Genomic DNA, 13,127 nt, shown 5'->3' with positions numbered 1-13,127 from the left:
CCCATGATCGATATCGAAAAAACCCTCTACTCCGCGCATACCTGCACCACAGGAGGCCGCGAGGGCACAGGACGCAGTCACGATGGCCGACTGGATCTCAAGCTTTCTCCACCCGGCGCGCCGGGCACCGGAACCAACCCCGAGCAATTGTTCGCCGTGTGCTGGTCGGCCTGCTTCCTCGGCTCGCTGCGCCATGCCTGCAACGCGCGCAAGATCGGTTTTCCTGCACAAGCGATGGTTGATGCGCAAGTCGATCTGGCTCATGGGGAGCAAGGGTTCTTCTTGCAGGCCCAACTGGCGGTGTCACTGCCGGATATCGAACCGCAAGTGGCGCTCCAGCTGATCGACGCAGCGCACCAGAACTGCCCCTACTCCAAGGCCACGCGCAACAACATCAAGGTCAGCATCACCCTCGCCTGATCCGTCTTTTGCCGACACCAAAACGCAATCCATTCCAACCACACCTTGGTGCTATCCGGCGACACCATGGTGCAATAGATCGCGCACGGGGCTTTTGATGTGATGGCGGGAAACCGACAAAAGCCAGGAGTTGCGCATGAACAAGCTGACGACTGCTGCGGGCGCGCCCGTGGTTGATAACAACAACGTACAGACGGCGGGCCCGAGAGGCCCGATGCTGTTGCAGGACGTCTGGTTGCTGGAAAAACTGGCGCACTTCGATCGGGAAGTCATTCCCGAGCGGCGCATGCACGCCAAGGGTTCGGGCGCTTTCGGCACTTTCACCGTCACCCACGACATCACCCGTTTCACCAAGGCCAGACTGTTTTCCAGCGTGGGCAAGACCACCGATGTGTTCGTCCGCTTTTCGACCGTGGCCGGTGAACGTGGCGCGGCGGATGCCGAGCGTGACATCCGCGGATTCGCCATCAAGTTCTATACCGAGCAAGGCAACTGGGATCTGGTGGGCAACAACACGCCGGTGTTCTTTCTGCGCGATCCGTTGAAATTCCCCGACCTCAACCATGCGGTCAAACGCGACCCGCGTACCAATATGCGCAGCGCCCGCAACAACTGGGATTTCTGGACCTTGCTGCCCGAGGCGCTGCATCAGGTCACGATTGTCATGAGTGATCGCGGACTGCCGCGCACCTACCGCCACATGCACGGTTTCGGCAGCCACACTTTCAGTTTCATCAGCCCGGCGAACGAGCGTTTCTGGGTGAAGTTCACCTGGAAGACCCAGCAAGGCATTGAAAACCTCACCGACCAACAAGCCGCGACCCTGATCGGCGATGACCGCGAAAGTGCCCAGCGCGACCTGTACAGCGCCATCGAGGAAGGCCACTTCCCGCAATGGAAGCTCTACGTGCAAGTGATGCCAGAGCTGGACGCCGACACGTACTCGATCAACCCGTTCGACCTGACCAAGGTCTGGCCTCACGCGGATTACCCGCTGATCGAAGTCGGCGTGCTCGAACTCAACCGCAACCCTGACAACTACTTCGCCGACGTCGAACAGGCCGCGTTCAACCCGGCCAACGTGGTGCCGGGCATCAGCTTTTCACCGGACAAAATGCTCCAGGCACGTCTGTTCTCCTATGGCGATGCGCAGCGCTATCGCGTTGGCGTCAATCATCATCAGATCCCGGTAAATGCCCCGCGCTGCCCGGTCAACAGCTATCACCGGGACGGCCAGATGCGCACCGACTCCAACGCGGGCAGCACAATCGGCTACGAGCCCAACAGCTATGGACAGTGGGCCGAGCAGCCGGATTTCAGCGAGCCACCGCTGGCCCTGAAAGGCTGCGCCGGGCACTGGAATCACCGCGAGGACGACGACTACTTCTCGCAACCGGGCGCGCTGTTCCGCGCCATGTCGCCCGCCCAGCAACAGGTTTTGTTCGAGAACACCGCGCGCTCGATCCATGGCGCCAGTGCACAGACCCGGCAGCGCCACATCGATAACTGCACCCGCGCCGATCCGGCGTACGGTGCAGGCGTTGCGCAGGCCATCGAAGCGCTGGGCTGATCCGCAATGGCGTAAGCAGGGCAAGCAGGATTGATCCTGTTTGCCCTGCTACCGTTATCAGTCCTCTACGATGCTTTTCGCTTCAAGAAATGCTTCCAGCCCCGACACCCCGAACTCCCTTCCGATCCCCGACTGCTTGACCCCGCCAAACGGCGCAAGCAACTCCGGTGCGATCCGGTTGATCAACACTGAACCCGCCTCCAGCCGCGCAGCGATGCGTCGGCCACGTTCGACCTCGCGGGTGAACACATACGCCTGCAAACCGTAGACGCTGGCATTGGCCAGGCGGATGGCGTCTTCCTCGTCGTCATAGGCCATGATCGACAGCACCGGGCCGAAAATCTCTTCCCGGGCGATGTCCATGTCGTTGCTGACATCGGCAAACACCGTGGGCTTCACGAAATAGCCTTGGCTCAGGCCATAAGGCCTGCCTTCCCCGCCGACGATCAATCGCGCGCCCTGCTCCAGCCCGCGCCGGATAAAGCCCTGCACGCGATCAAACTGCGCCTGGTTGACCAACGGGCCGATGGCGGTAGCCGGGTCCCGGGGATCGCCGACCACTGTCGCGTCGACCAGGGTTTTCACCCGTTCGATCACCTGCTGCAAGAACGCGCGCGGCACCAACAGCCGCGTGCCGGCGACGCAGGCCTGGCCGTTGTTCATGAACGCGGCATTCAGCGCCATGGGGATGGCCGTTTCGAGATCCGCGTCGTCGAGCACGATGGATGCCGACTTGCCGGTGAGCGACAGACTCACCCGCTTCATCGACTCGATGCCGGCGCGGGCGATCAGTTTTCCGGTGGCGGTGGAGCCGGTAAACGAGACCTTCGCGACGTGCGGGCTGGTGCTGATCTCGTCGCCCACATCGCTCCCACGGCCCAGGACAATGTTGATCACCCCGTTGGGCAGTTCCGCACGGTGCAAGGCGAGCGCGAGCACCTGAGTCTGCAACGGGCTGAGCTCACTCGGTTTGATGACCGTGGCACAACCGCCGGCAATCGCCGCCGCCAGTTTGCTGCACACCGTACCGGCGGTGCTGTTCCAGGGTGCGAACAACGCCGATACCCCGACCGGTTCCATCCCGACCCTTGCCCGGCCCACAGGCCGGACAAGATCGTAGGTCTCCAGCACCTGCGCCGCGTTGGCAAAGGATTGCGACGCGTACTGGCTGACCCACTGCGCACGGGCCAACGGTGCGCCGTATTCCTCGATGGCGGTGTCGCGTATGTCCTCGGTGCTCTCCAGCACCGCTGTCTGAAGGCGTTTGAGCATGTCGATGCGCTCGGCTTTCGAGGTGCGGCCCATCGTGACTTGCGCACGCTGGGCGGCAGCGATGGCTTGCCTGGCATCGTCGCGATTGGCCAGGGTGACGGTACCGATGACGGACTCCCTCGCCGGGTTGATGCATTCGATCGTTTCGCTGCCCTGAACGGGCACGAACGCGCCATCGATGTAGCTGTGACGGATAGTCCACATGGCGATATTCCCAAGGTATTGAAACAGCAACGCCCGGAAAATCCGGGCGTTGATCAGGGCGACGGTTCAGTCGGGTAAAGATTCGCGGCTGAAGGCTTGCACCTCCTGCACCAGACCGCGAGCGGCCATTTCCACCAGTTGCCGACCCTTTTCCGGCGAAGCCTGCGCCGGGTCCGAGCCCATGCGGCCGTCCGGGTGACGGGCGCGGAAATCCGCCGCCTCACGGATCGGTCCCCAGTTGGCGATCTGCGGCGAGTAGTCGGCCGACTTGATGGAGTCGGGGTACGCCCATTGGGTCACGGCGATTTCCGAAGGGGTCGCATGAATGCCGTGGCCGGTCGGGAACTGCTCACGCGCCAGCTCGTTCACCCCTTCCAGATCCCACCAGTTGCACAGCTTCAGGGCGAACCCGGCCTTGCGTCGGGCGAAACTCGCTTCGGCGTACAACTCCGAAAACGCTGCTTCGATTGACGCGATGTTGCCGCCGTGGCCATTGAGGAAAAAGATCTTTTCAAAGCCGTGGGCGGCCAGCGAACGGGTCCAGTCGGCGATGGCGGCGATGAAGGTCGAAGGCCGGAGCGAGATGGTGCCGGGGAAGCCGAGGTGATGCTGCGCCATGCCGATGTTGAAGGTCGGGGCGATCAGGATGTCCGCGCTTTTCTGCGCTTCATGGGCGATGATTTCCGGGCACATCCAGTCGGTGCCCAGCAGACCGGTCGGCCCGTGCTGTTCGTTGGAACCGATCGGGATGACGATGGTGCGGCTGCGTTCGAGGAGTTGCGCTATTTCGGACCAGGTCGATAGGTATAAAAGCATCAGGATTCTCACTCTTCGAAGGTTCCTCGCGGAACGAGGGTGGGTGTTCAATGCACCTGCAACAGCAGCGTCATTGATACCACCCGCCTCCCTTCGACGACAGAATACGAAGGTATCGGAATCGCCAAAACACCCTAATCGCGGACGAGAAATTCACGGGGCGATTCACCCATCACCCGTCTGAACATGGCACTGAAGGCACTCTGGCTGGCGTAGCCCAGGTCCCGGGCAATCACCCCGACGGATTGCCCCTTGTCGAGCCGGTCGATGGCGGTCGCCAGCCGCACCTGTTGCAGCCAGTGGCGGAAATTCAGGCCGGTTTCATTGACGAACAGGCGAATCAGCGTGCGCGAACTGGCGCCGACCCGGTCTGCCCAATAGCCGATGGAATGGTCTTGTCCGGGATCCTGCAGAATCGCCTCGCACACCGTGACCAGTCGCCGGTCGACCGGCCACGGCACTTCGATCGGCAGCGTCCGGGCTCCCTGCAATTCACTAAGTATCAACGCCACGATGTGTGCGTTGCGGCCTTCCTGCGGGTATTCGATCGGCTGCTCGGCCAGGGCCAGAATCAACTCGCGCAGCAGTCCGGGGATCTCCAGCACTTTGCAGTGATGGCCCAGCCCTGCGCAGGCCTGCGGCTCGATGTAGATCGAGCGCATCTTGACTGCGCTCAGCATCAACTGGTCGTGGATCATCCCGGGCGGAATCCACAGCGCCCGCTTCGGCGGCAGAATCCACAATCCGCGCTCGGTGGCCACCCGCATCACCCCGTTCGAGGCATACAGCAACTGCCCGTGCCGATGCACGTGCGGCTCGTTGTATTCGCCGGTGGCCTGATCGCGCACCAGCACGGTCATTACGCGCGGCACATCCTGATAGTCGGGATAACGTTCGCTGCGCGGCGCGGACTCACGCTGGGCGATGACCTTGCGCACCTCTCGTTTCATCGGCTGGCGTCTCCTGAAAACACACCTTGATCGTGTTAAAGCGGCGATTGTCACTTTGGCGACAAACCCTGGCATTTGCCATGGCCGGCCCATTGTTAGCCTTGCGCTCATGGTTCATCAATGAGGCTTTTCCCATGGCAATCACCCGCAATCTCTCCGGCCACCAGCAGAGCGTCACGGCAGTGATCGGCCTGCTGATCCTGTCCATCGCCCTGCGGCCGCCGATCATTTCGGTGGGGCCGATTCTGCTGTCGATCCAGCAGCACTTCCAGTTGAGCTACACCCAGGCCGCGCTGCTGACCTCGATTCCCGACATCTGCATGGGTGTGTTCGCGCTGGTGGTTCCGAGCCTGGCCAGGCGCTTCGGGATCGATCGCAGTGTGGTGGTCGCACTGACGTTGCTGGGCGCGTCCACCTTGCTGCGGGCGATCTCGCCGAATGCATTCTTCCTGCTCGGCAGTACGTTCTTCGCCAGCATCGGCATTGCGGTTGCCGGCGCAATGACCGGCGCCTGGATCAAGACCCACTTTGCGCAACGCCCGGCGCTGTTCATGGGCATCTATGCCGGCGGCCTGAGTCTGGGCGCGACCCTCGCGGCGGTGTTCAGTGCGCCGATTGCCGAGCTGGCGCAGGACTGGCGGGTCAGCGCCGGGATCTGGAGCGTGCTGTGCCTCACTGCCATCGCCAGCTGGGTGTGGATGGCGCGGCGTTTTGCGACACCGGCACCCGCCGTAAAATCGCCGTCGAACCCGAGCAAACGTCTGCCCTGGGGCAATCCGCAAGCGTGGCTGATCGCGTTGAATTTCGGTGCCGGTCAATTCGTGGTCTACGCCCTCTTCGCCTGGATGGCGCCAGCGTCGGTGGAAGCGGCTACATCGAGTGTTTCCCCGGGCGTCCTGCTGGGCATTTTTACGGCGGTGTTCGCCGTGGCCAGCGTGGGTGCGGGGCTGATTCCGGGCAAGGCCCACGACCGGCGCGGTCTGCTCGGGCTGTCGGCGTTGCTGGCCCTGCTCGGGGTGGGCGGCATGGCGTTCCTGCCAGCGTACTGGCCGATGCTGTACGTGGTGCTCGCGGCCATCGGGCTGGGCATGGGTTTCACCGTGGCCATGACCTTGCCGCTGGATCACGCCAGCACCAGCGAACAGGCCGGATTGTGGACGGTGTTCATGTTGTTCATCGGTTACCTGATCGCCGCGCTCGGGCCGCTGTTGTTCGGTGCCCTGCGCGAATACGCCGGACACTATGGCCCGGCGTACACCTTGCTGTTCGCGGTACTGCTGTTGATGCTCGGCATCACACCCCTGCTCAAACTGGCACCGGCAACATCGCCGCAGGTGTCCGTTGCCTGAGCCGGGGGTGACAGACCTGCGACGCGCCTCGGCACGTCGCAGGTTTTCAGTTGGCCGCAGCGGCTTTTTCAATCAGCCGCGCCACGGGTGCCGGGTTCGACACCATCACCACGTGCGACGCGCCCTTGACCACCTCAACCGCCTTGGCTTCTGCACGCTTGGCCATGAACGCCATCGCCTGGGGCGGGATGTTCTTGTCCTTGTCGCCGTAGATGTACCACGACGGAATGTGCTTCCAGGCCGGCGTGCCGGCCTGCTCGTTCAGCGCCGCTTCGGTGACCGGGCGTTGGGTCGCGGCCATCAGGGCCGCTTGTGCAGCCGGGACGTCGGCGGCGAACTGGTCGTGGAACTTGCTCTGCTGGATGTACAAGTCCTTGCCGCCGTCAGCCAGCGCAACGGGTGGCGCCAGCGTTGGCCCGAGGGTGCTGCCGGGAAACTTGCCGGCCAGCCCGGCGACGGTTTCACCGGCTTCGGGGGCAAACGCGCTGACGTACACCAGCGCTTTGACATTGGCATGATCGTTGGCCGCATCACTGATGACGTTGCCGCCATAGGAGTGACCGACCAGCACCACCGGCGACTGGATGCTGCTCAGCAATGCCGATACCGCTGCGCCATCGCTCTTGACGCCGCGCAACGGATTGGCCGCGGCGATCACCGTGTAGCCATCCTTCTCGAGAATCTTCGCCACGCCGTTCCAGCTCGATGCGTCGGCAAACGCGCCGTGCACCAGCACGACCGTGGGCTTGGCGGTTTGGGCGAAGGCATTGGCGCCCAGGCACAGGCCAACGGCAATGCTCAATGCTGTCAGTGTTTTTTTCATGTGGATGTTCCTCGTATGACGGATTCAGGGGGCGTATCGGGTGAAGACAAAATCGTGGTTCTGCACCCGCGCCTGATGGCAGGCAAAGCAGGTCTGGTGCTGGGCTTCATCGGCGGGTTTGCCGTTGATGAATCGGCCGAATCCCCAGCCACCGGTCGAAGCGTATTTGCGCGAGTCCTTGACCATCACCTGAACAGTGGTGGCCGCCCCCGGAATCGAGGCTGGCTCGAACTCCGGCGACTGCACGTGTTTCCACGCCAGCTTCACCAGCACCGTGCCGTCGGGAAACGGCAGCGTCTTGCTCTGGTAAGCCTTGATCGCCCGGTCATTGCCCAGCACCGCGCGCAGTTCATCCAGCGGCGCGGCTTCCTGGGCCGGCGCAATCAGCGCCCACTGGCGATAGTTTTTCGGCAGTTTCACGCCGTAGATCGGCGAGGCGTCGCCCTCATCGGCCTCGCCCAACGCGACACCGGTGGCCGCCAGTGCCGCGAGCGCAATGGCCGCCGGCAACACGGCCCAATGGTTGAGTTTCATCGTCGGATCCCCTCAGGCCAGCAGTCAGAGATGATCGGCATCGATCACCGCCTGGGCGAACGCCTGCGGCGCTTCCTGCGGCAGGTTGTGGCCGATGCCACCGCTGATCAGCCGATACTCGTACTTGCCGGTGAAACGCTTGGCGTAGGCCTCGGCCGGTGGGTGCGGCGCACCGTTGGCGTCGCCCTCCAGAGTGATGGTCGGCACGCTGATCGAGGGGAATGCCGCCAGTTTTTTCTCCAGCGGATCGTATTGCGTCTCCCCTTTGATCAGGCCCAGGCGCCAGCGGTAGTTGAAGATCGACACGGCGACGTGATCCGGATTCTGCAACGCGGCGGCGCTGCGGTCGTAGGTCGCGTCGTCGAAGGTCCACTTCGGCGAAGCCAGCTGCCAGATCAGCTTGGCGAAGTCATGGGTGTTCTTTTCGTAACCCAGGCGACCGCGCTCGGTCGCAAAGTAGAACTGATACCACCACTGCAACTCTGCAGCCGGCGGCAGCGGTGTCTTGCCGGCGTCCTGGCTGCCGATCAGGTAACCACTCACCGCCACCAACGCTTTCACCCGCTCGGGCCAGAGCGCCGCGACGATGTCGGCAGTGCGCGCGCCCCAGTCGTAGCCGCCGAGCACGGCCTGCTTGATCTTCAGGGCGTCCATGAAGTCGATCAGGTCTTTCGCCAGCGCCGCCGGCTGACCGTTGCGCACTGTTTTGGCAGACAGGAAACGCGTGTCGCCATAACCGCGCGCGTAAGGAATCAGCACCCGATAACCCTTCTGCGCCAGTGCCGGTGCCACGTCGGTGTAGCTGTGAATATCGTAGGGCCAGCCGTGCAAGAGGATGACCACCGGACCGTCGGCGGGACCGACTTCGGCGTAGGACACGTCCAGCAATCCGGCCTTGACGTGTTTCAGCGCGCCGAAGGAAACGTTGGTGCCGACGGTAATGGCGTCAATCTTGCCGGCGGGCACTTCGGCGGCGCTGGCGTGTGCCGAGGCAATGCCCAGCGCAAGCGCCAGCATCGAAACGGCGAGCACGCGCCGGGATGGGGTTACAGCGTTAGAGTCAGTCATGCCGAGTCTCCCTCGTGAACCGCCGGGTGGCGGTTCCGGGTTGGTGGTTAAAGGGCCTGCGGATTGAAGGGTTAGCGCGCTGCCTGAGCAGCGGTTTTCTGCGCATCAGCACGCAGTGGCCGGAAGGCTTCGCGCAGTTCTTCGCTGAACAGTTGCGGTTGCTCCCATGCCGCGAAGTGACCGCCCTTGCTGACTTCGCTGAAGTAGGCCAGCGACGGATAGGCGCGTTGCGACCAGACTTTCGGCGCCCGGTAGATTTCGTGGGGGAACACGGTAATCGCCACCGGCACCTTGATGTCGGCAGTCTTCTGCGCGGCGGCGCTGAAGTTATTGTTGTTGTTCTCCCAGTAGAAACGGGAGGACGACGCCCCGCTGTCGGTCAGCCAGTACAGGCTGATGTCGTCGAGCATTTCATCGCGGCTCAGGACTTTCTCGGGCTGACCGTCGCTGTCGGTCCACGCGGCGAATTTTTCGTACATCCACGCTGCCGTGCCGGCGGGCGAATCGGCCAGCAGATAACCGATGGTCTGGGGCCGGGTCACCATCATTGCGCCGTAGGCGGCGTTACGACCGAAGAACTGGCTGAGCGAATTGAAGGCCGTCACCTCCGGCGCGGTCAGCCCGGCCGGGGCCGGGTCGCCGCTGTTGATCGGCTTGACCAGTTCCGGCGGCACGGTGGCCGGCATGTTCAGGTGGATGCCCAGCAAACCGGGCGGCGCCAGGCGACCCAGCGCATCGGAAATCACCGAACCGTGATCGCCACCCTGGGACACGTAATGGCTGTAGCCCAGACGCTTCATCAATACATCCCAGGCCTTCGCCACCCGGTCAGGGCCCCAGCCGAGCTCGGTCGGTTTACCGGAAAAACCATGGCCAGGAATCGACGGGATCACCACGTCGAACGAGTCCTCGACCTTGCCGCCGTACGCCACGGGGTCGGTCAGCGGGCCGATGGTCTTGAGAAATTCGAACTGCGAACCCGGCCAGCCGTGGGTAAGGATCAGCGGCATCGCATTGGGATTGCGCGAACGCACATGGATGAACTGGATGTCGACGCCGTCGATGGTGGTCACGAACTCCGGCAACGCATTGAGCCTGGCTTCGGCCTTGCGCCAGTCATAGCCGTCGCCCCAATACTTCACCAACGCCTGGACCTGCGCCAGTTGCACTCCCTGGGACACGTCGCCGACCGTTTCCTTGTCCGGCCAGCGGGTGTCGGCGATGCGTTTGCGCAGATCGCTCAACTTCGCTTCGTCCACATGGATGGTGTACGGGCGAATGGCTTGCGACGGATCCGCGGCCCAGACGCCGCTGCTGCCAGCGAGTACGGCAAGGCCGAGCACACCGCCCCTGATGGATGACGCCAGGCAATGGCGCCAGGTTAGACCGGACGAAAGCGCAACCATGATGGATCTCCTTGTAGTCATTATTCGAAAGGCATCGCCAATCGGATCAGACCACTGGGCTGGCACCGGGGCGATTACACGATGGTGTCGGTCGATACCTTGGTATGACGCGCTGGCCCGGTGCGTAAAATCGCGCTCGAATTCAGCAGCGGTTAACGGGCAGAATGCGGCGGGGAAACGGCTCATTTGAATGACAAAACGGAACAAGGATTGCGGATGCGTGGGGAAACAGCGCTCGAACGCCTGAGCGGCACGCCATCAACCACGTCGCAGTGGTGGGTGATCGGACTGTGCATGCTGTTCAACGTGATCGACGGGCTGGACGTGATGGCCATGGCCTTCACCGCCAGCCGGGTTTCGGCCGAGTGGGCGTTGAGCGGCGCGCAACTGGGCCTGTTGTTGAGCGCAAGCCTGGTCGGGATGGCGCTCGGTTCGCTGCTGGCCGCGCCCAGGGCCGACCGCTTCGGGCGCAGGCCGTTACTGCTCGCCGGCCTGCTGCTCAGTGGCCTGGGTATGTTGCTGTCGTTCTGGAGTCCGGATCATCACGTGCTGATGTTCCTGCGTCTGCTGACCGGCATCGGCACCGGGGCGGTGCTGGTGGGGGCGAACGTGCTGACGTTCGAATACGCCAGCCCGCAGCGGCGCAATCTGGCGATCGCACTGCAATCCCTCGCCTTCGCCATGGGCGCCAGTCTGGGCGGTGTGCTGGCGCATGTACTCAATGATTTGATGGGCTGGCGGTATGTCTTTCTGGCCGGGGGTTGCATCACGCTGGCGGCGGCATTGGTCGGTGTCTTTTGGCTGCGAGAATCACCGTCATTTCTGGCACTTGAACAGCGCGCGCCTGTCGCTCCGGCGTCACCTGACAACGCCAGCCGACCGTTTGCGCCCGGTCAATGGCAACAGACCACATCGCTGGCACTGGCACTTTTTCTGCTGATGTTCTGCTTTTACTTCGTGATGAGCTGGACCCCGACTCTGCTGGTCCACAACGGTTTTACCGATCGGCAAGGCGCCCAAGTCGGAATGTTATTGGCGTTTGGCGGCATGCTCGGCGCCCTGCTGCTGGGACTGGCAGCCAATCGTTTCGGCTGCCGACGATTGTTGTCGGGGTTTCTGCTGCTCAATGCCGCCCTGCTGCCTCTGATGGTGCCGGCCTCGCACGTACCCGGTCTGGCCGCGCTCGTGGCGGTCACGCTTGGCCTGATGCTCAACGGTGCGGTCGCCGCCCTGTATGTTCTGGCCCCACAGGCGTTCTGCACCTCGGTTCGTACAACCGGCGTCGGCGTGGTACTGGCGATGGGGCGTCTGGGGGCGATCATTTCGCCGGTGGTCGCCGGGTTTCTGCTGGATGCCCGATGGACCGCACAAGAGCTGTTCACCTTTTTCGCCGGTAGTCAGCTCTTGGCGGCCCTGCTGATCTGGCGTGGCGTCAAGGGACGATGATCAGCTTGCCCGTCGTGTTGCGCGACTCGATATCGCGATGGGCCTGTTGCGCGTCGTCCAGTGAATAACGTTTGCCAATGACAGTTTTCAGTTTGCCGGTGCTGACCCACGCGAACAGTTGCCGGGACTTTTCCAGCAGCACTTCGCGGTTGCGCGCGTAGTGCATGACCGAGGGATACGTCAGCTTGATGCTGCGCGGCACGCTGAAGATATCGATCGGCGGGATCGGGTTCATGAACGGCCCGTACAAGGCCAGGGTGCCGAAGTAATCCAGCATTTCCAGCGAGTCGGCGAAACCTTCCGCGCCGGTGCCGTCGTACACCGCATTTACCCGCTGCCCCTCCGTCAGGCGCATGACCTGTCCGGCAATGTTGTGCGCCCGCCCGATCACCACATAGTCAGCCCCGGCCGCGAGTACTGCCTCCACCTTGTCGGCGTGAGACACCCGGCCAATGACCTTACCGCCCAGTAGCTTGATCATCTGAGTCAGCATCAGCCCCACGCCACCCGCCGCCGCGTGCACAAATGCCACGTCACCCGGCTGGATCGCATGCACCTTGTCCACCAGATTGCTGGCAGTCAGGCCTTGCATCATCAGGCTGGCGGCGGTGGTGAAGTCGATATCGTCGGGCAACGGCACCAACTGGCTGACCGGGGCGATCACCTGTTCGGCGTAGCTGCCCGGCACGTAATGCCAGGCCACGCGGTCACCGACTCCGAACTCCGTCACCTGCGGGCCGATGGCCAGGACGATGCCGGCACCTTCGGCACCCGGCGTCAGCGGCAACTCCCAGACAGCCCCGAGCCCACGCCGGACACCGGTGTCCATGAAATTGATGCCCGCCGCCATGACCTGGACCAGGACTTGCCCGGGCCCCGGTTCTGCCAGTTGTATGTCTTGCATCGTCAAGACTTCAGGCCCGCCAAAGGCCTCGATTACCACTGCTTTCATAATGTTCTGCCCTGTCATCGGGACGACCGGTCCTGCTTCCTTTCGGGTGGCAGGAGCGCGGACGTCACGTTGCTTTCACTCAACGTCGAAGGACGTTGAAACCAGGGCCAAGAGTGGACGGGTGGTGTATCCGCGCAGTTTCGCGAACAGGCTCATTTGCATGCTTGTATGGCTCGAAGGGCCGTAGATACAGTGGCTTACAAAAGCGCCACTGTGATGCCCGTCGCAGTGTGCGACGGCAGCCGATATTCGCTACAGGCGACACCAAAGTATGATGGGCGAGTGCCGGCAGAAGGCGCATCTTTGTTCAACGGTGA

The 13,127-nt window shown here is 62.9% G+C and carries 12 protein-coding genes; 4 read left to right on the top strand and 8 right to left on the bottom strand.

Annotation, left to right across the window (positions count from 1 at the left end; translation table 11 throughout):
- Positions 1–3: 3 nt before the first annotated feature.
- Both ABTV87_RS12235 and ABTV87_RS12230 read left to right on the top strand, forming a co-directional pair.
- Positions 4–420 (top strand): organic hydroperoxide resistance protein, encoded by a 417-nt coding sequence (locus ABTV87_RS12235; RefSeq protein WP_179695433.1) that lies wholly within the window; start codon positions 4–6, stop codon positions 418–420.
- A 136-nt stretch (positions 421–556) separates the two neighbouring features.
- Entirely contained in the window at positions 557–1,990 is a 1,434-nt protein-coding gene (locus ABTV87_RS12230) for a catalase (RefSeq protein ID WP_433899602.1), read from the top strand.
- Positions 1,991–2,047: 57 nt separating this feature from the next.
- Here the strand turns inward: ABTV87_RS12230 and ABTV87_RS12225 are convergent, their stop codons facing one another.
- The 3 genes from ABTV87_RS12225 to ABTV87_RS12215 form a co-directional block, all read right to left on the bottom strand.
- A complete protein-coding gene (locus ABTV87_RS12225; RefSeq protein ID WP_433899601.1) occupies positions 2,048–3,466 on the bottom strand; it encodes an aldehyde dehydrogenase family protein in 1,419 nt (472 codons plus the stop codon).
- Between the two features lie 66 nt (positions 3,467–3,532).
- A complete protein-coding gene (locus ABTV87_RS12220) occupies positions 3,533–4,282 on the bottom strand; it encodes a creatininase family protein (RefSeq protein ID WP_433899600.1) in 750 nt (249 codons plus the stop codon).
- 134 nt (positions 4,283–4,416) lie between these two features.
- Positions 4,417–5,232 carry an AraC family transcriptional regulator gene (locus ABTV87_RS12215; RefSeq protein ID WP_108561381.1) on the bottom strand — a complete coding sequence of 272 codons (816 nt, stop codon included), beginning with the start codon at positions 5,230–5,232 and terminating at the stop codon, positions 4,417–4,419.
- Positions 5,233–5,366: 134 nt separating this feature from the next.
- Between ABTV87_RS12215 and ABTV87_RS12210 the strand changes: the two genes are divergently transcribed.
- Positions 5,367–6,581, top strand: coding sequence for an MFS transporter (locus ABTV87_RS12210; RefSeq protein ID WP_433899599.1), 1,215 nt, complete (start codon positions 5,367–5,369; stop codon positions 6,579–6,581).
- 46 nt (positions 6,582–6,627) lie between these two features.
- Here the strand turns inward: ABTV87_RS12210 and ABTV87_RS12205 are convergent, their stop codons facing one another.
- The 4 genes from ABTV87_RS12205 to ABTV87_RS12190 all read right to left on the bottom strand — a co-directional run bounded on the left by ABTV87_RS12205 (position 6,628) and on the right by ABTV87_RS12190 (position 10,412).
- Positions 6,628–7,404, bottom strand: a complete 777-nt coding sequence (locus ABTV87_RS12205) for an alpha/beta fold hydrolase (RefSeq protein ID WP_433899598.1) — start codon at positions 7,402–7,404, stop codon at positions 6,628–6,630.
- A 24-nt stretch (positions 7,405–7,428) separates the two neighbouring features.
- Positions 7,429–7,938 carry a cytochrome P460 family protein gene (locus tag ABTV87_RS12200; protein ID WP_108561375.1) on the bottom strand — a complete coding sequence of 170 codons (510 nt, stop codon included), beginning with the start codon at positions 7,936–7,938 and terminating at the stop codon, positions 7,429–7,431.
- Between the two features lie 24 nt (positions 7,939–7,962).
- A complete protein-coding gene (locus ABTV87_RS12195) occupies positions 7,963–9,006 on the bottom strand; it encodes an alpha/beta fold hydrolase (protein WP_433899597.1) in 1,044 nt (347 codons plus the stop codon).
- Positions 9,007–9,077: 71 nt separating this feature from the next.
- Positions 9,078–10,412, bottom strand: coding sequence for an epoxide hydrolase family protein (locus ABTV87_RS12190; protein WP_258713319.1), 1,335 nt, complete (start codon positions 10,410–10,412; stop codon positions 9,078–9,080).
- Between the two features lie 216 nt (positions 10,413–10,628).
- Between ABTV87_RS12190 and ABTV87_RS12185 the strand changes: the two genes are divergently transcribed.
- On the top strand, positions 10,629–11,858 hold the full coding sequence (locus ABTV87_RS12185; RefSeq protein WP_258713318.1) for an MFS transporter: 1,230 nt from the start codon (positions 10,629–10,631) through the stop codon (positions 11,856–11,858).
- On the opposite strand, the gene ABTV87_RS12180 is transcribed toward ABTV87_RS12185, so the two are convergent.
- Complete coding sequence (locus tag ABTV87_RS12180; RefSeq protein ID WP_258713317.1) at positions 11,845–12,762, bottom strand: quinone oxidoreductase family protein; 918 nt, start codon at positions 12,760–12,762, stop codon at positions 11,845–11,847. The genes ABTV87_RS12185 and ABTV87_RS12180 overlap by 14 nt on opposite strands.
- Between the last annotated feature and the right edge of the window lie 365 nt (positions 12,763–13,127).

Source organism: Pseudomonas sp. PSE1(2024) (genome assembly GCF_050990555.1).
GTDB classification, from domain to species: domain Bacteria; phylum Pseudomonadota; class Gammaproteobacteria; order Pseudomonadales; family Pseudomonadaceae; genus Aquipseudomonas; species Aquipseudomonas aphyarum.
Note: the sequence above shows the minus strand (reverse complement) of the source record. Positions and strands in the feature narration are given on the sequence as shown.